Below are 21,296 nucleotides of genomic sequence, written 5' to 3'. Positions count from 1 at the left end.
TAGTGGTGCCCGGCGCGCGCCCGCTGTCGCGACTACAGATCAAATCACGTCGACTCCGGAGACGTTGACGACGGCCTGCCACGCGGCTTCCTGGTTGGCGCCATCGAGGAGGTGGGGGTGGCGTTGCACCTCCATTGGGCCTGAGAACTTCCCCTGCGCCGAGGCGAAGAATTGCCCTGAGAGGTCGGTTCCGAACGCCGACGCCTGAAGGTAACGGCTGGCCGCGACCTCCGGCGTCTGATTCATCCCGGGGATGAGGTTCACGATCGGAATCATCAGGTACTTCAGCAGGGGGCCAGCGTTGCGTGCGACGTTGGTGGCGTTCGACGCACCTGGCGAGACCGCATAGACGGCCATTCCGGAGGGCAACCGCCGTGCCAGCGCCGCCGCCCACCATGCGACAATGAGCTTCGCGTCGGCATAGGCGGTGTTGGGCGCGTACTGCACGTGCGGCCCGCTGCGGATCAGGGCTTCGACAGCGGCCGTTTGGTCGTCGCGGAAGTATCTGGCTGCGAAAGCGGGTGCGTCGGTATATTTGAACATCGGCACGCCGCCGCGGGCAGGCTCCGCACTGGCGATAACGATCCGCGCGTCGGGGCTGAGGAGGTTGGCGCGAAGCAAGCCGACCGTCAGTTGATGATGGCCGATCAGCGGGGCCTGAGACGCCTCGATCCCTGCCGCAGTGAGGACGCGCTCCTTGCCCGGGACCATCCCGGCGTTGAGCAGCAGGAAGTCGACAGGCCGACCTCGCTTGATGAGTTCGGCGAGCGCGGATTTGATGCTGGCCGGCTTGTCCAAATCCAGTTCCAACGGCGTGAAAACCTTCTTGTTGGTCTCCGCCGCGAGTTGTGCGGCCGTCTCCCCAATCTGCGCCGCCGTGCGTCCGGTGATGATGATTTCCCGCCAGTCGCCCGCGGCAAGCGAGCGGGCTGCCGCCTGCCCCAAGCCAGACGTCGCCCCGGTGATAAGCGCAATCGAATGTTCCATGGGCGGCTCCGCTGTAAAAGGGTTGGTCCGGCGGGCTATGAACCGAGCGCCGACTTGCTATTTCTGGACTGAAACCGCACATAAACGACGGCTCGGCACGGTCAAGGACTTTTGGACTAAATGCTAACAAATTCCACTCGAACGCGGGGACGGCCGCGAAGCTTCGACGAGGCGGAAGCGCTGGAAAAAGCGACGCAGCTTTTCTGGTCGAAAAGCTATGATGGGGTGACGATCGACGATCTTATCGCCGGCATGGGCGTGAGGCGGCAAAGCCTGTATTCCGTCTTTGGGGACAAGCGGACGCTATTTCTACGCGCGCTGCGGGCATACGCGGACGCAAAGGGCGCTCGCGCTGCGAAGGCGCTTTTCTCGGTGCCAACGCTTCGCGACGCGATCGCCGGCTTCCTGAGACACGCCGTCGAGAGTGCGACTGAGGCGGGATCGGCAGCAGGATGTCTGATGGTGTGCGTCGCGCCGCTCGTGGACGACGCCGAGGTCAGGCAGTTCCTGAAGGACGCGACCACCGCCGGTGCGGCGCTGGTGGAACGCCGTTTTCGCGATGCAATCAGCGCGGGAGAGCTCCCGTCCGACTTTCCCGTCGCCGCACGCGCGAGCCAAGTGACCGACCTCGCGCGAGGTCTGACGATGCGGGCACAGCTGGGCACGCCGCGTAAGACGTTGCTCACAGACGCCGATGAGGCGGCCGACTTGGTGTTGCTGCCACGGGGCGGAAGTGCGGTAGTGGCAGGTTGATGCTGGATCGCTGAGCGCCGAGTCGTGCCCGCACCGCGACCGCTTGGCTCGGTACCGTGGGTCAGTCGGCGGCTAAAACAGGTCGTGCACCGCCACGCCCCGCGACGGGCCGCTATCCGGCCTCTGATCCCCGAAAGCGGCTCAAACCGGGCCGTCTCCTGGCTGTCCGGTGCAAGGGGCGAAAATCGTGGTTCTCGCCACCCGACCGAGGAACAGCAGAAATCGGATCGCGGGCAGTCGGCTGGCTCAAGCTTTCGGGTAAGCTGTTCATGTGGTATGGGAATGCATCGCCAAGGCGTGAGAACCTTGCTGGATCTTAGACTTTTCCGTGGCGACGCGGCCGGGTGGCCTTCGCGCATGTCGACGCTGTTCGGGGTGGGATCGGGCCTCACTTCACCGGCGAGAGCGATCTTGTCCAGGCGATCCGGGAATCGACGCAGCAGAACGTGTCACGCGCCGGTCAACCATTTGCGGCCTTATGCAGACTAGCGGGTTTTGAGCGCAAATCAGGCCACACTGCGCGCCAGCGAGAAAGGCCCTGCCAAAGTCACAAAAATGGTCACAGTGAGAGCCCATTTCTTCTTAAGCTCGCGGCTGGATCCGGTTTAAATAACTGATATCATATAAAAGGTTATGGTGGACGCACTTGGGCTCGAACCAAGGACCCGCTGATTAAGAGTCAGCTGCTCTACCAACTGAGCTATGCGTCCATTTCCGGCGATCTGGCGAGGCGCTTGGTGGCGCGACCGCTGCGGGAGGAGGCCGGTTAGCAGTGTCGCCGCGGGTTGCAAACCCTTTTTTGCGCAAAGCCCATAAAAATTACCAGCGCGTGGTCTGGCGATTGGTGCGGTCGATCGACATCAGGATGCCCAGACACAGCATGAAGGTCATTTGCGACGACCCGCCATTGCTGATCAGCGGCAGCGGCACGCCGACCACCGGGGCCAGGCCCATCACCATCGCCATGTTGATCGCGACATAATAAAAGATCGTCGCGGCAAGCCCGGCGGCGGTCAGGCGGGCGAAGCGCGATTGTGCCTGTAGCGATGCCGCCAAGCCCCATTGCACGATGCCGACAAAGGCGATGATCAGCAACACGCCGCCAACCAGACCCCATTCCTCCATCATCGTCGCCAGCGCGAAATCGGTATGGCCTTCGGGCAGGTAGTCGAGGTGGCTCTGGGTGCCGTTGAGAAAGCCCTTGCCGAAGATGCCGCCCGATCCGATCGCAATCTTCGACTGGCTGATGTGATAGCCGATGCCGAGCGGATCGCTTTCGGGATCGAGGAACACCATGATGCGGTTGCGCTGGTAACCGCGCAGCACGAAATTCACGGTGAGCGGCACCGCCGCGCCCAAAGCCAGCGCGCCCCCAATGAACAGACGCAGCGGCACGCCCGCCAGGAACATCACCGTCACCCCGCCAATGGTGATCATCAGCGCGGTGCCGAGATCGGGCTGTTTCATCACCAAGGCGGCGGGCACCAGGATCAGTAAGGCGGCGGGCCAGATCGCGCCGAAACGCCGCGTCTCATTGGGTGGCAGCATGTCGTAGAATTTCGCGCAGGCCAGCACGATGCACGGTTTCATCAGTTCTGACGGCTGCAACCGGAAGCCGATGCCGAGATCGAGCCAACGCTGCCCACCGCCGCGCACCGCGCCGATCAGCTCCACCAGCACCAGCAGCACGCACAGCACGCCATAGGCCGGCAAAGCGAGGCTGCTCCACGTTGTTTCACGCACCCGCGACAGCGCGATCGCCCCCGCCAGAAACACGACGAAGCGAATGCCTTGCGAAAGCGCCCATGGCCGGATGCTGCCGCCCGCCGCCGAATAGAGCACGAACAGGTCGAAGCCGCCGATCGCAATGACCAGCAGCAGGATCCGCCACGGCAATTGCGCCAAGGGGGCCGGGACGAAGTTGAGGCCGCTCATGGCACGTCCCGCTCGGTCGTCCCGTCTTCGGCGACGGTGTTGCCGGGGGCGGCGCTATTGGCGAGGTCTTCCGCCGCTGCGACATCGGCGGCGGAGGCGGCGCGGACGGCGGGGGCATCGGTGGGCGCGGTGGCGTTCAGCTCGGTCTGCGCGCCGACCGCCAGCGGTGGTGCCCCCGCCGCCGCACGATAGACGGCGGTCTCAGCGGCCATGCGGGTTTTGATATCGCCGCCCCAGGTCGGCTCGGCCTCGGCCAGCGAGGCGAGCGCGCGGTCGCGGTCGAAGAGATAGGTCATGATGTCGCGCGCGATCGCGGGTGTGTCGAGATTGCGGACGGTGTGGCCGCCATGTTCGAGCACCACGCCGATCGCATAGCGCGGCTTGTCGTGTGGTGCGAAACCCTGGAACAGCGCGTGGTCGCGCATCTTGAACGGGAGCGCGCCATTCTTCAGCACGCCGCCGGCGCGTTCGGCCATGGTGATGCGGCGGACCTGCGCGGTGCCGGTCTTGCCGGCGAGCTGAACGCCCGGGATCAGCATCCGTGCCGCGCCACCGGTGCCGCCGCCATTGACCACCCCCCACATCGCCTCGTGGATCGTCTGGAGGTGGTCCGGCTGGATCGGCAGGGCAGGGGCGTCGGCATGGACATGGTCGGCAAGGATGCTCGGCTGGAGCGCACGCCCCGAGGCTAGGCGCGAGGCCATCACCGCGAGCTGGAGCGGGTTGGTCAGCACATAGCCCTGGCCGATCGACGCGTTGAGCGAATCGGGAACGGTCCATGGCTGTTTGTAGCGGCGCAGCTTCCAGGCGGTGTCGGGGACGGTGCCGTACCGCTGGCTGTTGAAGGGCAGGTCGAATTTCTGCCCGAGCCCGAGCCTGCGCGCGACGGGTGCGACATGATCGTAGCCGAGCCGGCGGATCATCTCGTAAAAATAGATGTCGCAGCTCTGCATGATCGCGTTCTTGAGGTCGAGCGCGCCGTGCCCGCTCTTCTTGTGGCAGTGGAAGATGCCGGTGCCGACGCGCAACGCCCCCGTACAGACGACGCGATCGGATGCGGGAACGCCCGCGCCGAGCAGGGCGAGGCCGTTCATCGGCTTCACCGTCGAGCCCGGTGGATACAGCCCTTGGAGCACCTTGTTCATCAACGGCACATGGTCGTTGTCCGACAGCATCTTCCATTCGAGATGGCTGATCCCGTCGGAAAAAGTGTTGGGATCATAAGCGGGCATCGATACCATCGCGAGCATCTCGCCGGTCGCCACGTCGATCACCACGACCGAGCCCGACTGCGTGCCGAGCCGCCGCGCGGCATATTCCTGCAGGCCCGCATCGATTGTCAGGCGGGCGTTGGTGCCCGGCTGATCGGGTTTGGTTGCCAGTTCGGCGACGAGCTTGCCGCGTGCGGTGACCTCGACGCGTTTTTGGCCAGCGACCCCGCGCAGCGTCGATTCGAGCGTCTTCTCCAGGCCATCCTTGCCCAGCTTGAAACCCGGCGTGACCATCAAGGGGTCTCGCGTCTGTTTATATTGTTCGGCGGAGGCTGCGCCGACATAGCCGGTGAGATGGGCGACTGCCGCCCCCGCCGGATAGCTCCGCGAAAAGCCGCGTGTGGGGGCGACGCCGGGAAGCTCGGGCAGGCGCACGCTGACGGCGGCGAAGCGTTCCCAATCGAGATTCTCCGCCACCTGTACCGGCTGGAACCCGGCGGCGTGCTCCAGATCGGCGACGAGCCGGTCCATCTCCTCGGGCGGCAGCTTCAGGATATCGCGCAGCAACCCCAGCACATGGCCCTTATTTTCGAGCCGGTCGGGGATGATGTCGACGCGGAAGTCGGTGCGGTTGTTGGCGATCGGCACGCCGTGGCGATCGACGATCCAGCCACGCCGGGGCGGGACCAGCGTCATGTTGACGCGGTTGCTTTCGCTGAGCGAGCTGTACCGTGCGTTTTCAGCGATGGCGAGCCAGGCCATGCGTCCGGCGAGCGCGACGCCAACCGCGCCCTGCAAGCCTCCCAGCAGGATCGCGCGGCGCGAAAAGCTGTAGCTTTGCGACGCCTCGGTCACCATGCGCGGCGATTGCGCGAAGGTCGCGCGCTTCATTCCGGCTCCTCATCGCCCGCCAGCATGGCGCAAATGCGGGCGGCGAGCGGGAAGAGCAGCGTTGCGATGACGATCTGCAGCAGCAGAACGGTGTCGACATGCGCGCCGAGCGGCGCGGCGACGAGGCGCCCCAGGATCAGGCAGAAGGCAACCGACCCGGCAGCAATCAACCAGTCCTGCCAGAAATCACGATAGACGATCCGCTGGTCGATCAAGTCGATCATGAAGAAGCACAGCGTCCAGAACAGCATAGCGGTGCCGAGCGGTTGCCCGCTGACCAGGTCATCGAACAGCCCGAGCGGAAGCGGGGCCCAGATGCGGAGCGAATCGGGTTTGGTCAGCCGCCAGCCGAGCAGCATCAACAGCCCGAAGGGTGGCAGGATCGGAAAGGTCGCGATGAACGGCCACAGCGTCACCGCCGAGCCGACCACGACCGACAGCGCCGGCACGAAGCGCTGAAAACCGGTTACCGGTGCCTCGTCGAACGGGCCGCGAACCTGGCTCATTTCTTCTTCTTGGGCTTGGCGGGTTTGGGCGTCGGGATCGGCACGGGAATGGGCGGCGGCTCGGGCATGAAGGCGCGCTGCACCAGCGCGTAATCGAGCGTGTCGGCTTGCGCGAAACTGCGCGCGATCGAGGCGTCACGGCCACGCCGGAGGACGCGCGCGACAGGAATGTTGGGCGGATAGATGCCGCCGGTGCCCGAGGTCACGAACACGTCGCCCGGCCCGAAATCGGTGGTGGAAAGCGCAACCGATTTTACGTCGATCAACCCGTCGCCGCGCCCGGCGGCGAGCGCTGGCATGCCGTCGCGCGTGCGGCGCACCGGCACCACGCTTTCCGGATCGATCAGCAGCAGCACACGCGCGCTGTTCGGGCCGGTCTCAAGGACGCGACCGATCAGGCCTTCGGGCCCGCGCACCGGTTGGCCGGTGGCGACGCCCTGCCAGGATCCCGCGTTGAGCACGGCAAAGCGCCGCGTGCTGGAGCCCGTGGAACTGACGAGACGCGCCGCCACCACTGGCTCGGCAATGCGCTCGCGCACCTGGAGCAGCGCCAGCAAGCGGCGGTTGTCATAGGAAAGCGAGCGCGCGCGCATGAACAGCGCATGCTGCTCGGCCAGTTGTTTGCGCAAGGCGGCATTCTGGCCGCGCACCGCTATATAGTCGCCAATCCCGCTTGGGATCGAGCCCAGCCAGTTGCCCACCCCGGAAATCCCTGAAGACACTGGCGTGGTGACCTCCGCCAGGCTGGCGCGGAGCGAGGCGAAGGCGGGCGGATCGAGCGAGGACAACGCAAGCAGCACCGCGCTGACGATCGCACCCGCCAACGCGACGACATATGCCAGGAAGAAACCGTATTGCGCCCGCCGCGAAAAACCCGGGCGCCGATTGTGTGGCGGCGCCATGCTAACCCCATCCAAAAGCCCGAGGGCCGCCTATAGAAACCGGTCTTCGCCTTACGCGATGTCGCTGTGCCTGAGTAGGGGCTACCCTAGCTGCTCAGGCACAAGGACGTGTCATTTCAGTGCGTCACGCGGAGTGGAGCACACCCCGGAACACCGGATCCTCCAGCGCGCGACCGGTGCCGAGCGCGACGCAGGTCAGCGGATCGTCGGCGATGGTGACGGGCAGGCCGGTCTCATCGCGCAGCACCTCATCGATGCCCTTGAGCAGCGCGCCACCACCGGTGAGCACGATGCCCTGGTCGACGATGTCGGCAGCGAGTTCAGGCGCGGTGTTTTCGAGTGCGATGCGCACGCCCTCGACGATCTGGCCAACGGGTTCGCTCAGCGCTTCGGCGATCTGGCCCTGGTTGATCTGGATTTCCTTCGGCACGCCGTTGACCAGATCGCGGCCCTTGACGTGGATCGTCAGGCCGATGCCGTCGAGCGGCGGCTTGGCGACGCCGACTTCCTGCTTGATCCGCTCGGCGGTGGCATCGCCGATCAGCAGGTTATGGTTGCGGCGAACATAGGAGACGATCGCTTCGTCCATCTTGTCGCCGCCGACGCGCACCGAAGTGGTGTAGGCGAGGCCGCGCAGCGACAGCACGGCGACTTCGGTGGTGCCGCCGCCGATATCGACGACCATGCTGCCGATCGGCTCGGTGACGGGCATGTCGGCACCGATCGCAGCGGCCATCGGCTCCTCGATCAGCCACACCTGCGATGCGCCCGCGTTGGACGCGGCATCGCGGATCGCGCGGCGTTCGACCGAGGTCGAGCCCGAGGGCACGCAGATCACGATTTGCGGCCAGCGCATGAAGCGGCGTTGGCCACCGTGCACCTTGTGGATGAAGTGCTTGATCATTTGCTCGGCGACGTCGATGTCGGCGATGACGCCGTCGCGAAGCGGGCGGATCGCCTGGATGCTGTCGGGAGTCTTGCCCATCATCAGCTTGGCGTCATCGCCCACGGCCTTGACGCGCTTGACGCCATTGAGCGTTTCGACCGCCACCACCGACGGCTCGTTGAGCACGATGCCCTTGCCGCGCAGATAGACGACCGTGTTGGCGGTGCCGAGATCGATGGCCATGTCATGAGAAGAAAAGCGGAAGAGATTCGAGAAAAAGCCCATGGATCGTTCCGTTTCACGCCGGACTTACGGATCTGCCGACAGGTCGCACAAAGGGTCGCGCTTGCGCTTGCAACCGGGGCGTTCAGAGCGGTGTCTCCACGCTCTGATGCTCGGTTGAATGCGGGTCGCGGGATGCCGTCGATTGGGCTAGAGGCTAGGCCATGTCAATACGCCGCCTGCCAGAACATCTCGTCAATCGCATTGCTGCCGGTGAAGTGGTGGAACGACCCGCCAGCGCGTTGAAGGAACTGGTCGAGAATGCGATCGACGCCGGGGCGACGCGCATCGCCGTGCGCCTGGCCGGCGGCGGCACCGATCTGGTCGAGGTGACCGATGACGGATGCGGCATGACCCCGCCCGATATGGCGCTGGCGCTGGAGCGCCATGCCACCTCCAAGCTGCCCGATGAGGCGATCGAAGCGGTCAGCACGCTTGGGTTTAGGGGCGAGGCGTTGCCCTCGATCGCGAGCGTCGCGCGCCTGACGCTGGAAAGCCGCCCGCGCGGGGCGGAGGGCTGGGCGCGGGTGGTCGACAATGGCGTGCTGCTGTCCGAAGGCCCCGCCGCGATTCCACCGGGCACGCGGGTGCGGGTGGAGGCGCTGTTCGAGCGGGTGCCGGCACGGCGCAAGTTCCTGCGCTCGGCGCGCAGCGAATTCGCCGCCTGCATCGATGTGGTCAAGCGGCTGGCGATGGCGCGGCCCGACATCGGCTTTTCGGTCGAGCATGACGGGCGGCGCTCCTTCGGCGTGAGCGCGGGCGAGAGTTTGCCCGACCGCGTCGCCGCGCTCACCGATCGCGGGCTGGTCGACAATGGCGTCGGGGTCGATTTCGTGCGCGAAGGGATCGGCCTTGGCGGGATCGCCGGACTGCCCACTTTCAACCGCGGCATTGCCGACCACCAATATCTGTTCGTCAACGGGCGACCGGTGAAGGACCGCTTGCTGATCGGGGCGATTCGCGGCGCCTATGCCGAGATGATGCCGCGCGACCGCCATGCGGTGGTGGCGTTGTTCCTCGACGTACCGCCCGACGCGGTCGATGTGAACGTCCATCCGGCCAAGACCGAGGTGCGCTTCCGGGATCCCGCACTGGTGCGCGGGCTGATCGTCAGCGGCCTGCGCCGCGCGCTGGATGAAGCCGGCCACCGCAGCCAGCGCGCCCCCGAGACGGCGATGGCGGCATGGACTCAGGAAAGCCCCTCCCCTTCAGGGGAGGGGTTGGGGGTGGGGGCTGTCCGCGAATCCGACGTTGGTTATGCGGCGCAGCCCCACCCCAAGCCCTCCCCTGAAGGGGAGGGGCTAGGTCTCTTCCAGAGGTCCTACACCCTCAACGACCGCCGCCCGAGCTTCACCCCACCGCCGCAAGCCCGCGCGGAACCGGCGTATGCGCCGCCGCCCGAAACCGCCGATTATCCGCTCGGCGTCGCGCGCGGGCAGGTGGCCAAGACCTATATCGTCGCCGAAAGCCGCGACGGGCTGATCCTGGTCGACCAGCATGCCGCGCATGAACGGCTCGTGCTCGAACGCATGCGCAAGGCGATGGCGAGCGGCGGGGTGGCGAGCCAGGCGCTGCTGCTGCCCGAGGTGATCGAACTCGACGAGAGCGCCTGCGACCGGCTCGAGGCGCGCGCGGCGGAACTGAGCGAATTTGGTCTCGACCTCGACCGCTTCGGCCCGCGCGCGATGCTGGTGCGCGGCGTGCCCGCGCTGCTCGGGCAAGGCGATGTGACGGGCCTCGTCACCGATCTGGCCGATGAATTGGCGGCGTTCGACGAGGCGCTCAGCTTGCGCGAGCGGCTCGATCATGTCGCCGCGACGATGGCGTGCCACGGCTCGGTCCGCGCCGGGCGCGTGCTGTCGGTCGCCGAGATGAACGCGCTACTGCGCGAGATGGAGGTCACCCCGCATTCGGGGCAGTGCAATCACGGGCGCCCGACCTGGGTGAAGCTGGCGCATGGCGACATTGAGAAGCTGTTCGGGCGGAAATAGCGCGGGGTTCGGCTTTGCGCTTGCCGCTGTGGTGGGATCGTCTCAACGGGCGTAGAGCGGGGATCGCGGCGACACAGTCCGCAGTCCTTAGAGAGAGAGATGGTTATGACGCTGCCCGCTATGGTGTTCCCCACCTATACCCAGATGCTGAAAGCGCTGTCGGGATGGCTGAGCAAAGCGGAGGTGCAGTTGGTGGACGAGGCGGATGCGCTGCTGTCAGCGCGGTTGGCGCCCGACATGTTTCCGCTCTCCACACAAGTTCGCTTCGCCTGTGTGCAGGCGCGCGAAGGCGTATATCGCTTGCGGGGGGAGGCGTTCCCGGAGTCGCTGACGGCCCTGCTCGATGAAGGGCGCAACGCGGGCGAACAGCCGGGCACCATCGCCGAGGCGCAAGCGCGGATCGCCGAGACGCTGGCGATCGTCGAGCAGGCGATAGCGGACGCTCTCGTGGTCGATCCGGCGACGCCGATCGCGCATGCGTTGCCGCAGGGGATGGTGTTCGATTTCTCGATCGAGCAATACGTCCGCGATTGGGCGCTGCCGCAATTCTATTTCCACGTGATGACCGCCTACGCGATCCTGCGGGCGCAAGGCGTTGCGCTGGGCAAAGCCGATTATGTCGCTCACATGTTTGCCTATGTGCGGTCGGGGACGTTGCCTGCACAATAAACGGCGGGTGGTGGGAGTGGCTTGCGCGGGGGGGAACGAGTGAGTGGTGTCTTGCTCGTTTCGTCTATAATAAAGAACGCTTCGCCGCATTGAATTGGGCGGGGCGCATACGCATCTCAGGCGCAACGTTGTCAGACCATATTCCCATCACCCCAGGGCGATCCGTTTCATGATCAAGCTTCTTCCGGTATTTCTTGCGCTTATCCCCTTTGCCGCGCTGATCGGCGCGTGTGCGATTACGGGGTAAGCAATCCTCCCCGGCACGGGGAGGATTAGCCATATACGAAAAGGGCCGCCCGGATTGCTCCGGACGGCCCTTTTTCTGTGCGCTTGAGCGAAAGGCTCAGGCTGCGGCAGGTGCCTCGGCATCGTCCGCGCCGACTTCCGCCGTTGCGCCGGGCTCGGCATTGGGATCGTACGCTTCGACGAAACCAGCCTCGTCCTTTTCGAACATGGCTTCCATGACGTTGACGCCCTTGGCCTGCATCTCGGCCTCTTCGGGCGAGCGGGCAATGTTGACCTTGATCGTAACCGACACTTCCGGGTGCAGCGAAACCTTGACCTCATAGAGGCCAATCGCCTTGATCGGCTTGTTGAGCACGATCGCCGACTTGGAGACCTTGTGGCCAGCGGCATCGAGCGCTTCGATCAGATCGCGCACGGCGACCGAACCGTAAAGCTGGCCGGTGTTCGACGACTGACGGATCAGCGTCAGCGTGATGCCGTCGATCGTCTTGGCTTCGACCTCGGCTTCCGAACGCTTGGCAGCGTTGTCGGCCACGATCTTTTCGCGGTTCTTTTCGAAGACCTTGCGGTTGGCTTCGTTGGAACGGAGCGCCTTCTTGTTCGGCAGCAGGTAGTTACGGGCAAAGCCGTCCTTGACCTTGACGACGTCGCCGATGTTGCCGAGCTTTTCGACGCGTTCCAGCAGGATGATGTCCATCTGTTGGGCCCCTTACTTAACGATGTAGGGCAGCAGGCCCAGATGGCGCGAACGCTTGATCGCCTGGGCGAGCTCGCGCTGCTTCTTGGCGCTCACCGAGGTGATGCGCGACGGGACGATCTTGCCACGCTCGGACACGAAGCCCTGCAGCAGACGGACGTCCTTATAATCGATCCGGGGGGCGTCCTTCGCGGAGAAGGGGCAGCTCTTGCGGCGGCGGAAAAATGGGCGTGCCATATCTATAGCTCCTTATTCGCCGTCAAAGCTGCGGCGGGGGCGATCCTCGCGGTCGCCGCGGTCGGGACGATCGCCACGGCCTTCGCGGCCGCCTTCACGATCGCTGCGACGCTCACGGTCCCGATCGGACTTGCGCATCATCACGCTCGGGCCCTCTTCGGACGCGTCGATCTTGACGGTCATGTAGCGAATAATGTCTTCGTTGATCTGAACCTGACGCTCCAGCTCGACGATCACGCTGCCCGGGGCATCGATTTCGAGCATGACGTAATGCGCCTTGCGGTTCTTGGCGATCTTGTAGGCGAGGCTGCGCAGGCCCCAATTCTCGGTCTTGACGACCCGGCCTTCATTATCGTTCACGATCTTGGTGGCGATTTCCGCCAGAGCGTCCACTTGCGCCTGTGCCAGATCCTGGCGCGCAAGGAACACGTGCTCGTATAGAGCCATGTGTCTCGTCTCTCTATCTTGGCCGATCGCTGACGCCCGCACCATGCGAAACGCCCCTCCGGCTATCGTCTTGCATAACAACCGGGGCGGAAAGCGTGTGCTCTCCACCCCGATCGGCGTCCCATAGCGAAATTCGCGAGGAAGGCAAGGCTTCCGCGCCCATAGGCCGGGTTTAGTTGAACGCGCCCGACAGCACCGCACCGATTACGCCGCCGCTGAGCGCGACGAGCACGGCATCATTGCCCGAGCGGACCCAGTGATAGCCGCGCGGCGGGGCGTAGAGGCGACGCCCGCGATACTGCCGCCAATCGCTGATTTCGCGGTAATTGGTGGCATAGCGGCGGTCGAAGCGCTGTCCGCGCGCCCAGCGACGGCCGGGCTCGGGGCGCACGACAGTGCGCTTGGTGACGACGGTGCGGCCATTGGGCTGCTGGCGCACGACGGTGGTGCTGCGCCGCTCGTCGCGCTGCTGCGCGCTCGCGCCACTGGCGGCGAGCGGGCTGAGCACGGTGGTGGCGGCCAGAACGGCCAGAATGAGTTTCTTCATGATTGGGCTCCTTTTTTGAAACGGCGCCTTACTCCCGGCGTCGAACAGGTATCTGGGGTGCGGTTGTCGCACACCCGTGGCGGATAGAACCCGAAATGGTCGCAAAGTGTCCCGTCCGCTTCGGCCCCGTTCAGGTTGCGCGCGGTGTGCCCCGTTCTTGACGCGGCTTTGGCGGAGCGCCTAACCGCCGCGCCAAAGGAGTATCACGATGCGTGCTTTTATTTTTCCGGGGCAAGGCAGCCAGAGCGTTGGCATGGGCAAGGCGCTGGCCGAGGCGAGCGCGGAGGCGCGCGCAGTGTTCCAGGAAGTCGATGAGGCGCTGGGCCAGCATCTGTTCCGGCTGATGAGCGAAGGGCCGGAGGATCAGTTGCAGCTGACCGAGAATGCGCAGCCCGCGATCATGGCCAACGCCATTGCGACGCTGCGCGTGCTGGAGAAAGAGGGCGGCATTCGGCTGGCCGACAAGGCCGATTATGTCGCCGGCCATTCGCTGGGCGAATATAGCGCCTTGTGCGCAGCGGGCGCGATTGACCTGGCGACGACGGCGTTGCTGCTGAAGCATCGCGGGCTGGCGATGCAGGCGGCGGTGCCGGTCGGCGTGGGCGCGATGGCGGCACTGCTCGGGGCCGATGTCGACAAGGCGCGCGCCATCGCCGAAGCTGCGGCCGAGGGTGAAGTGTGTACCGTCGCCAATGACAATGATCCCTCGCAAGTGGTGATTTCGGGCCATCGCGGCGCGATCGAGCGCGCGGTGGCGCTGGCCAAGGACATGGGCGCGAAGCGTGCGGTCCTGCTGCCGGTATCGGCGCCGTTCCACTGCCCGCTGATGCAGCCCGCCGCCGACGCGATGGAAAAGGCGCTGGCCGAGGCACGGATCGATGCGCCGCTGGTGCCGGTGTTCGCCAATGTGACGGCGTCGCCGGTGGGGGACCCCGACACGATCCGTCGCCTGCTGGTCGAGCAAGTGACCGGCATGGTGCGCTGGCGCGAATCGGTGCGGGCGATGGCGGAAACGGGCGTGGAGCGCTTCGTCGAATTCGGCGGCAAGGTGCTCACCCCGATGGTCAAGCGCATCGTGGCGGATGTGGATGCCGTTAGCGTGCTGACTATGGGTGATATCGAGGCTTTGGCGAAGGTGCTGTAGCAGAAAGTTCTTTGTTCGCGCGGAGGCGCGGAGACGCGGAGAAGAAGTGAGAGATGTCGACGAGATTAGCGGGGACGTGCTCGACATAGCCTTGCGCGTGCATCGCGATCTTGGGCCGGGGCTGCTCGAGAGCGTCTATGAAACCGTCCTGGCCGCGAAGCTGTCGGCGCTTGGCTATGAGGTTGTGCGCCAACGTCCTGTCGATATCGAGTTTGAAGGGCTTCGGTTCGAAGCCGCGTTTCGGATAGACCTGCTCGTCGACCAACGCTTACTGGTCGAGATCAAATCGGTCGAGCGGTTGAACGCTGCACATGCGAAGCAACTTTTGACCTACCTGCGCCTTACTCGGCAGCCCGTTGGGCTGCTGATCAATTTCGGCGGCGCAACGCTGAAGGAAGGGGTACGACGGATCGTCAACGACCACCGCCCCTCCGCGTCTCCGCGCCTCCGCGTGAACTAAATCTAGTGGAGAAGACAATGTTCGACCTTACAGGCATGACCGCGCTGGTGACCGGCGCTTCGGGGGGGATTGGGTCGGCGATTGCGCAGGCCTTGGCCGGGCAGGGCGCGCGGTTGGCGGTTTCCGGGTCCAATGTCGCGAAATTGGAGGCGTTTCGGGATAGCCTCGGCGGCGAGCATGTCGCTTTGCCGTGCGACCTGTCGGATGGCACGGCGGTCGATGCGCTGGTGCCCGCCGCAGTCGAGGCGCTGGGCGGCAAGCTCGATATTCTCGTCAACAATGGCGGCATTACGCGCGACAATCTCGTCATGCGGATGAAGGATGACGAATGGGATCAGGTGATCCGCGTCAATCTGGAAGCCGCCTTCCGGCTCGCGCGCGCGGCGGCGCGGCCGATGATGAAGGCGCGCTTCGGCCGGATCGTGTCGATCACCTCGGTCGTCGGCACCACCGGCAACCCGGGGCAGGCCAATTACGCGGCGTCCAAGGGCGCGCTGACCGCCATGTCCAAGGCGCTGGCGCAGGAGCTTGCCAGCCGTGGCATCACCGTCAATTGCGTCGCGCCGGGCTTCATCGCCTCGCCGATGACCGACATTCTGCCCGATGCGCAAAAAGAGGCGCTTAACGCACGGATTCCGATGGGTAAGATGGGGGAGGGCGCAGACATTGGCAGCGCTGTCGTCTATCTGGCAAGCCGCGAGGCGGGGTATGTCACCGGGCAGACCTTGCACGTTAACGGTGGGATGGCGATGATCTGACCAGCGGCGCTGCGTCGGCATGGCCAAATGTAGGGGATAAGGGATGCGTATCGTCTTTATCGGGAGCTTTCTTGCGCTTGGCTTTGCGCCAGTGCCCGCGATGGCGTCCAACGTGGATTTGCCACCGGTCGGCTGCATCGTGACGCATACAGATCGGTTGCCCAATGCCGATCTGGTCGATCTGGTCAACGCGCATTTCCAGCCGACCAGCAAGGGCGGCAAGGTTGCGATGACTGTAGTGAGCAAGGTCGTCCAGAACTGCCGCAGGGCCTATGGCTGGGGCAAGCCGCGCGAGAATGCGGCAGTGCAGTTCTTTTCGATGCGCGTCCTGCGCGAGGATGCGATCGAACGCGGTCGCCGGTTCGGCCTGAACGAGGAGATCGTCGCCCGTTATGTCGATGGCCTCACGCCGGACGGTCGCGCGATCTATGCGAAAGGCGGCGTGACTCCTGAGCTCAATCGGGCTGCATTCGCCCATTTGCAGAGCGCAGGGGTGAAGATCGACGGGATGGCCGCAGCCGACGTGCAGGCGCTGGGCCAGGCTCTCAATATGGCGGTCTATTCGACCATTGGCGAGCACGATGCCGAAAAGGCCTATGCGGGCAAATAGCCGTACAGGCCGCGCCGCCCTCTTGCGCGGTTCGGACGCCCGTTCTACGTGCGTTCAGGAAACACCTAACCCCCCCACCGATAGAGGGACAATACAATGAGCGAGATCGCAGAGCGCGTTAAGAAAATCGTCGTCGAGCACCTCGGCGTCGAAGCCGACAAGGTGACCGAAGACGCGAGCTTCATCGACGATCTGGGCGCAGACAGCCTCGACATCGTCGAGCTGGTGATGGCGTTTGAAGAAGAATTCGAAGTCGAGATCCCCGACGATGCCGCCGAGAAGATCACGACCGTGAAGGACGCGATCGCGTTCATCGAAGAGCATAAGGGCTGAGCGCCACGCCTCGTGGCGCGGCCGCACGGCTGAAGACAGGAACGGCTCCCCGTCCCAGGGTACTGACCGGGGGCGTGGGGCCGTTTCCCATTTACGAGCATTTGAATAAACGGAGATGGCCATGCGCCGTGTTGTCGTAACCGGACTGGGGCTGGTGACGCCTTTGGGCGCCGATGTCGAAACCGCCTGGGCGAATATCCTGGCGTCGAAATCGGGCGCCGGCACGATCACGCGCTTCGACGCGACGGACTATGCCTGCACCATTGCGTGCGAGGTGAAGCCCGCCGACCATCCGTACGGGTTCGACCCCGGCAAGCGCGTCGACCATAAGGTGCAGCGCCAGGTCGATCCCTTCATCATCTACGGCATCGATGCCGCAGGCCAGGCGCTGGAAGACGCCGGCTTGCTCGACATGACCGAGGAACAGAAGTTCCGCGCGGGCTGCTCGATCGGCGCGGGCATCGGCGGTCTGCCGGGCATCGCCAGCGAATCGATCGTACTGCACGAAAAGGGGCCGCGCCGCGTCTCCCCGCATTTCGTGCATGGCCGCCTGATCAACCTCATCACCGGCCAGGTGCAAATCAAATACGGCCTGATGGGGCCCAACCACGCCGTGGTCACCGCTTGCTCGACCGGCGCGCATTCGATCGGCGACGCCGCGCGGATGATCGCGATGGACGATGCCGATGTGATGCTGGCGGGCGGCGCCGAGGGCGCGATCTGCCCGCTCGGCATTGCCGGTTTCGCCCAGGCGCGCGCGCTGTCGACGGGCTTCAACGCCACCCCCGAACGCGCCAGCCGCCCCTATGACAAGGATCGCGACGGCTTCGTGATGGGCGAGGGCGCAGGCGTCGTCTGCCTCGAGGAATATGAACACGCCAAGGCGCGCGGCGCGAAAATCTATGCCGAAGTGATCGGCTATGGCCTGTCGGGCGATGCTTATCACGTCACCGCGCCGCACCCTGAAGGCTCGGGCGCGTTCCGCTCGATGCAGATGGCGATGAAGAAGTCGGGGCTCGCTTTGTCCGACATCGATTACATCAACGCGCACGGCACCTCGACCCCGCTCGGCGACGAGCTGGAACTGAACGCGGTGCGCCGCCTGTTCGGCAGCAATATCGACACGCTGTCGATGAGCTCGACCAAGTCGGCGATCGGGCATCTGCTCGGCGGCGCGGGCGCGGTGGAGAGCATTTTCTGCATCCTCGCTTTGCGCGATCAGATCGTGCCGCCGACGCTCAACCTCGACAATCCGAGCGACAATTGCGCGGGCGTCGATCTGGTGCCGCATGTCGCCAAGAAGCGCTCGGTCAAGGCGGTGCTGAACAACTCGTTCGGCTTTGGCGGCACCAATGCCAGCCTGGTGATGCGGGCGATTTGATCTTGCGCTACGCTCCTGCACTTCCCCGGCGCAGGCCGGGGCCCAGGAGTAGGGCGTCGATGGCGGGCGTTGCGCGCACCTATCTGGGGCCGTGCAACTGGGCCCCGGCCTGCGCCGGGGAAGCAAGGACGCGATAAATGCGCAAGCTCGGTTGCTTTGGTCTGCTGCTCGGGCTTGCCGCGATCGCCGCATTGTTCGGCGTCGCGCAAATGTGGGGCGGGCGCGGGTCGCTCGCCCACCCGATCACGGTGCAGATCGCGCCGGGCAGCAGCCTGGCAACCGCTTCGGTGCAACTGGAGAAGGCCGGCGCGATTGCGTCGGCGTCGCGCTTCCGCCTGTTTGCCAAGGTGTTCGGGGCGGATGCGCCGATCAAGGCGGGCGAATATCGCATCCCGGCGCATCTGAGCCAGGCCGATATCCTGAAGGTTCTGCAAGGCACCAAGACGATCCAGCGCTTCGTGACGATTCCCGAAGGCTGGCCCTCGGTGCTGGTCAAGGATGCGCTCGACAAGACACCGGGGCTGACCGGCACGATCGCCGTTCCCGAGGAAGGCAGCATCCTGCCCGACAGCTACGCTTTCCAGCGCGGCGACAGTCGCGACTTCATCGTCAAGCGTATGCAGAGCGTGATGCGCCGCTACCTCGCCAATGCGTGGGCGGAGCGCAAGCCGGGGTTGGCGGTGACCACGCCCGAACAGGCGCTGATCCTCGCCTCGATCGTGGAAAAGGAAACCGGCAAGCCGAGCGAGCGCGCGATGGTGGCGGCGGTCTATTCCAACCGGCTGAAGCGCGGCATGATGCTGCAGGCCGACCCGACGATCATCTACCCGATCACCAAGGGGCGGCCGCTCGGGCGGCGGATCCTGCTGTCCGAGGTGCATGCGGTGAACGCCTACAACACCTATGCGATGGTGGGCTTGCCGGCCGGACCGATCTGCAACCCGGGGCGCGCCTCGATCGATGCGGTGCTGAACCCGGCATCATCGAATGCGCTGTATTTCGTGGCGGACGGATCGGGCGGGCATGTCTTCGCCGACACGCTGGAACAGCATAACGCCAATGTCGTGAAATGGCGGGCGTACCGTGCGGCGCACGGGATTTAGTCTTAGCCGTCATGCCGGGCTTGTCCCGGCATCCACCGGGCCGCGCGTTCTGCGGGTTGCTGACCTGGGGGAGCGGTGGACCCCGGCACAAGGCCGGGGTGACGGTGTGATGGGCTTTTCAGCGTTGCCAACGTGCTGTACCTCCGGCGGCATCGGCGGTTGGGGAAGCATAGATGTGCTTGTGGCTGAGCATCGCTCTTCAGGCCGCTGAAGCTGCCCCGATCACCATGCCATTCGACTTGGCCAGAACCGCCAAGCCAATCCGGCTGAGCGCGCTCCCCAAGTGCGACGAGACAGGCTCTGCTGACAGCATTGTCGTGTGCGGGCGCAGGCGCGATCAATACCGGCTGCCGCTGCGCGATGAGTCTGCACCAGATGAGGATGCTGCGCGTGGCGCGGCGGCGAGCGGCCTGACCGCCATCACCCCATCTGGCCGCTGCGGCGTCTTTGCCGGGCAGCGGCAATGCAGCAAACGCGAAGCCGCTGCTTACGGTTATGGCAAAGGCCGTGATCCGATCACGCTGGTAACGCGCCTGGCCAAGAAGGCGCTCGATCCTGACGGAGAGTGAGGGGGGGCGGGTGCCGTCCGCAACTCCGTTCGTTTCGAGCATCGTCGAGAAACCACAGCGCAGCGCCAAAAGTTTCTCGACTACGCTCGAAACGAACGGTCGATGGAGGCGTGAGGCTTTACCCAGCCATCATCCCGGCCCAAAACCGGGGTGACGGAAGCGTTTACCCCCGCAACCCGCTCGCCGCGCGCGCGAGCGCTTCCACTTCGGTCATCGCGGCGCCCTTGGGCGTCACCCAGCTGCCACCGACGCACAGCACCGGCGCGAAAGCGAGCCATTCGGGCGCGCTCGCTTCGGTGATGCCGCCGGTCGGGCAGAATTTGCACTGGTAGAAGGGGGCGGCGAGCGCCTTCAGCGCCTTCAGCCCGCCATTCGCCTCGGCCGGAAAGAATTTGAAATGGGTGAGGCCGAGGTCAAGCCCGGTCATGATGTCCGCCGCATTGGCGATACCGGGCAGGAACGGCACGCCAGCGTCGATGATCGGACGCGCGAGGTGCTGAGTCAGGCCGGGGGAGACGATGAATTCCGCGCCAGCATCCACGGCCTGCCCGAACTGGTCAGGGTTCACGACGGTCCCCGCGCCGACGATTGCGCCCGGCACCTTCTTCATCTCCCGGATCGCATCGAGCGCGGCTGGGGTGCGCAGGGTGACTTCGAGCACCTTGAGGCCACCTGCGACCAGCGCCTCGGCCAGTGGGCGGGCGGTGGCGGCGTCCTCGATCACCAGCACCGGAATGACGGCGCTGGTCTGCATGATGTCGGTGATGGTGGGCGAAGCGCTCATAAGGTGTACTCCTGGGCATAAGCCGCCGCTGCGCCAAACAGGCCGGGCTGCGGATGGGTGATGAGTTTGACCGGAATCGCGGCCATGCGGTTCTGGAACCGGCCCTTGGCGGCGAAGCGCTCGGCAAAGCCTGAATTGCGGATATGGTCCTTCAGCCGCAAGCCAAGCCCGCCGGCAATGACCACACCGTTCGCGCCATGCGCCAGGGCAAGATCGCCCGCGACCGCACCGAGGCTCAAACAGAAACGGTCCATCGCGGCGACGGCCAGACTGTCTTCGCCATCGAGCGCGGCGGCCCAGATCGCCTTGTCGTCGATGCGCGGGATGACGCGATGTTCGATATCGGCGAGCGTTTCATAAATGGCGACGATGCCGGGGCCGGAGACGACGCGCTCGGCCGAGACGCGGGTATAGGCCTTGCGCAGCCGCTTGACCAACTGGTCCTCCAGCCCGTCGAGCGGCGCGAAATCGACATGGCCGCCCTCGGTTTCGATCACGTGGTAGCGATCGGCCGTGCGCAGTACTTGCGCAACGCCGAGGCCCGTGCCCGGGCCGCAGACGGTGAGGACGCCGTGATCGGGGAAGGGCACGTCCGGCCCGCACAGATGCAGGAAATCGCCCTGATCGACTTGCGCCACCGCCTGGCCGACCGCGCCGAAATCGTTGATCAGCACGAAGGTGTCGACGTGCAGCCGTTCCTTGATCAGCGGCGGGCGGATCACCCAGGGATTGTTGGTCAGCTTGATCACGTCGCCGCTGATCGGCGAGGCGACCGCGATGGCGGCGGCACGCGGCAGCGCGCGGCCCAATTGCGTGCCGAACGCCTCCCACGCGGTCTGGAAACCGGCATATTCGGCGGTCTTGAGCGTGACTGGCTCACCCAGCGAGACGACGCGGCCCGCGGCCACCTCTGCCAGCGCGAAGCGCGCGTGGGTGCCGCCAATATCGACCGAAACGATTTCCATGC

The 21,296-nt window shown here is 65.2% G+C and carries 23 protein-coding genes and 1 tRNA gene; 11 read left to right on the top strand and 13 right to left on the bottom strand.

Going from position 1 to position 21,296, the window contains the following annotated elements:
- Positions 1-39: 39 nt before the first annotated feature.
- Positions 40-987 carry an SDR family NAD(P)-dependent oxidoreductase gene (locus ON00_RS04070; protein WP_010403363.1) on the bottom strand — a complete coding sequence of 316 codons (948 nt, stop codon included), beginning with the start codon at positions 985-987 and terminating at the stop codon, positions 40-42.
- A 120-nt stretch (positions 988-1,107) separates the two neighbouring features.
- On the opposite strand from ON00_RS04070, the gene ON00_RS04065 reads away from it, so the two are divergent.
- On the top strand, positions 1,108-1,740 hold the full coding sequence (locus ON00_RS04065; RefSeq protein ID WP_029622422.1) for a TetR/AcrR family transcriptional regulator: 633 nt from the start codon (positions 1,108-1,110) through the stop codon (positions 1,738-1,740).
- Positions 1,741-2,374: 634 nt separating this feature from the next.
- Here the strand turns inward: ON00_RS04065 and ON00_RS04060 are convergent.
- The 6 genes from ON00_RS04060 to ON00_RS04035 all read right to left on the bottom strand — a co-directional run bounded on the left by ON00_RS04060 (position 2,375) and on the right by ON00_RS04035 (position 8,356).
- Positions 2,375-2,450 (bottom strand) — tRNA-Lys (locus tag ON00_RS04060).
- 109 nt (positions 2,451-2,559) lie between these two features.
- Positions 2,560-3,675: a rod shape-determining protein RodA gene (rodA, locus tag ON00_RS04055; protein ID WP_010403359.1), complete on the bottom strand. Its 1,116-nt coding sequence runs from the start codon at positions 3,673-3,675 to the stop codon at positions 2,560-2,562.
- Positions 3,672-5,777, bottom strand: a complete 2,106-nt coding sequence (gene mrdA / locus ON00_RS04050) for a penicillin-binding protein 2 (protein ID WP_010403357.1) — start codon at positions 5,775-5,777, stop codon at positions 3,672-3,674. Before mrdA ends, rodA begins: the two co-directional genes overlap by 4 nt.
- Entirely contained in the window at positions 5,774-6,283 is a 510-nt protein-coding gene (mreD, locus tag ON00_RS04045) for a rod shape-determining protein MreD (RefSeq protein WP_010403355.1), read from the bottom strand. Before mreD ends, mrdA begins: the two co-directional genes overlap by 4 nt.
- Positions 6,280-7,185 (bottom strand): rod shape-determining protein MreC, encoded by a 906-nt coding sequence (locus ON00_RS04040; RefSeq protein ID WP_010403354.1) that lies wholly within the window; start codon positions 7,183-7,185, stop codon positions 6,280-6,282. Before ON00_RS04040 ends, mreD begins: the two co-directional genes overlap by 4 nt.
- Before the next feature lie 124 nt (positions 7,186-7,309).
- Positions 7,310-8,356 carry a rod shape-determining protein gene (locus tag ON00_RS04035; protein WP_010403353.1) on the bottom strand — a complete coding sequence of 349 codons (1,047 nt, stop codon included), beginning with the start codon at positions 8,354-8,356 and terminating at the stop codon, positions 7,310-7,312.
- Positions 8,357-8,517: 161 nt separating this feature from the next.
- Here ON00_RS04035 and mutL point away from each other — a divergent pair, with 161 nt between their 5' ends.
- Together mutL and ON00_RS04025 are read left to right on the top strand one after the other, a co-directional pair.
- Positions 8,518-10,344 (top strand): DNA mismatch repair endonuclease MutL, encoded by a 1,827-nt coding sequence (gene mutL, locus ON00_RS04030; protein WP_010403352.1) that lies wholly within the window; start codon positions 8,518-8,520, stop codon positions 10,342-10,344.
- Between the two features lie 105 nt (positions 10,345-10,449).
- Entirely contained in the window at positions 10,450-11,013 is a 564-nt protein-coding gene (locus ON00_RS04025) for a DUF1993 domain-containing protein (RefSeq protein ID WP_010403351.1), read from the top strand.
- 343 nt (positions 11,014-11,356) lie between these two features.
- Here ON00_RS04025 and rplI read toward each other — a convergent pair whose 3' ends face one another.
- The 4 genes from rplI to ON00_RS04005 all read right to left on the bottom strand — a co-directional run bounded on the left by rplI (position 11,357) and on the right by ON00_RS04005 (position 13,187).
- A complete protein-coding gene (gene rplI, locus ON00_RS04020) occupies positions 11,357-11,956 on the bottom strand; it encodes a 50S ribosomal protein L9 (protein ID WP_010403349.1) in 600 nt (199 codons plus the stop codon).
- A gap of 12 nt (positions 11,957-11,968) precedes the next feature.
- Positions 11,969-12,193: a 30S ribosomal protein S18 gene (gene rpsR, locus ON00_RS04015; protein ID WP_010163758.1), complete on the bottom strand. Its 225-nt coding sequence runs from the start codon at positions 12,191-12,193 to the stop codon at positions 11,969-11,971.
- 12 nt (positions 12,194-12,205) lie between these two features.
- The gene (gene rpsF / locus ON00_RS04010) at positions 12,206-12,640 is read right to left on the bottom strand and encodes a 30S ribosomal protein S6 (protein ID WP_010403344.1); all 435 of its coding nucleotides are present in this window, start codon (positions 12,638-12,640) and stop codon (positions 12,206-12,208) included.
- A 172-nt stretch (positions 12,641-12,812) separates the two neighbouring features.
- On the bottom strand, positions 12,813-13,187 hold the full coding sequence (locus ON00_RS04005) for an RcnB family protein (protein ID WP_010403343.1): 375 nt from the start codon (positions 13,185-13,187) through the stop codon (positions 12,813-12,815).
- A gap of 208 nt (positions 13,188-13,395) precedes the next feature.
- Here ON00_RS04005 and fabD point away from each other — a divergent pair, with 208 nt between their 5' ends.
- The 8 genes from fabD to ON00_RS03965 all read left to right on the top strand — a co-directional run bounded on the left by fabD (position 13,396) and on the right by ON00_RS03965 (position 19,545).
- Positions 13,396-14,331 carry an ACP S-malonyltransferase gene (gene fabD / locus ON00_RS04000; RefSeq protein ID WP_010403342.1) on the top strand — a complete coding sequence of 312 codons (936 nt, stop codon included), beginning with the start codon at positions 13,396-13,398 and terminating at the stop codon, positions 14,329-14,331.
- 46 nt (positions 14,332-14,377) lie between these two features.
- Complete coding sequence (locus ON00_RS03995; RefSeq protein ID WP_010403341.1) at positions 14,378-14,791, top strand: GxxExxY protein; 414 nt, start codon at positions 14,378-14,380, stop codon at positions 14,789-14,791.
- Between the two features lie 17 nt (positions 14,792-14,808).
- Positions 14,809-15,549, top strand: coding sequence for a 3-oxoacyl-[acyl-carrier-protein] reductase (fabG, locus tag ON00_RS03990; protein WP_010403340.1), 741 nt, complete (start codon positions 14,809-14,811; stop codon positions 15,547-15,549).
- A gap of 43 nt (positions 15,550-15,592) precedes the next feature.
- Positions 15,593-16,159 carry a hypothetical protein gene (locus ON00_RS03985; RefSeq protein ID WP_010403339.1) on the top strand — a complete coding sequence of 189 codons (567 nt, stop codon included), beginning with the start codon at positions 15,593-15,595 and terminating at the stop codon, positions 16,157-16,159.
- A gap of 96 nt (positions 16,160-16,255) precedes the next feature.
- Positions 16,256-16,492 carry an acyl carrier protein gene (locus ON00_RS03980; protein ID WP_010403338.1) on the top strand — a complete coding sequence of 79 codons (237 nt, stop codon included), beginning with the start codon at positions 16,256-16,258 and terminating at the stop codon, positions 16,490-16,492.
- Between the two features lie 121 nt (positions 16,493-16,613).
- Positions 16,614-17,873 carry a beta-ketoacyl-ACP synthase II gene (fabF, locus tag ON00_RS03975; RefSeq protein WP_010403337.1) on the top strand — a complete coding sequence of 420 codons (1,260 nt, stop codon included), beginning with the start codon at positions 16,614-16,616 and terminating at the stop codon, positions 17,871-17,873.
- A 137-nt stretch (positions 17,874-18,010) separates the two neighbouring features.
- Positions 18,011-18,976: an endolytic transglycosylase MltG gene (gene mltG / locus ON00_RS03970; RefSeq protein WP_010403335.1), complete on the top strand. Its 966-nt coding sequence runs from the start codon at positions 18,011-18,013 to the stop codon at positions 18,974-18,976.
- Between the two features lie 173 nt (positions 18,977-19,149).
- On the top strand, positions 19,150-19,545 hold the full coding sequence (locus ON00_RS03965) for a hypothetical protein (protein WP_010403334.1): 396 nt from the start codon (positions 19,150-19,152) through the stop codon (positions 19,543-19,545).
- A 163-nt stretch (positions 19,546-19,708) separates the two neighbouring features.
- On the opposite strand, the gene eda is transcribed toward ON00_RS03965, so the two are convergent.
- Together eda and glk are read right to left on the bottom strand one after the other, a co-directional pair.
- The gene (gene eda / locus ON00_RS03960; protein ID WP_010403333.1) at positions 19,709-20,329 is read right to left on the bottom strand and encodes a bifunctional 4-hydroxy-2-oxoglutarate aldolase/2-dehydro-3-deoxy-phosphogluconate aldolase; all 621 of its coding nucleotides are present in this window, start codon (positions 20,327-20,329) and stop codon (positions 19,709-19,711) included.
- Positions 20,326-21,294, bottom strand: coding sequence for a glucokinase (gene glk / locus ON00_RS03955; RefSeq protein ID WP_010403332.1), 969 nt, complete (start codon positions 21,292-21,294; stop codon positions 20,326-20,328). Before glk ends, eda begins: the two co-directional genes overlap by 4 nt.
- Between the last annotated feature and the right edge of the window lie 2 nt (positions 21,295-21,296).

This window comes from Sphingomonas echinoides ATCC 14820, from assembly GCF_000241465.1.
Classification (GTDB): Bacteria; Pseudomonadota; Alphaproteobacteria; order Sphingomonadales; family Sphingomonadaceae; genus Sphingomonas; species Sphingomonas echinoides.
This window is presented reverse-complemented; position numbering and strand designations above follow the sequence as displayed.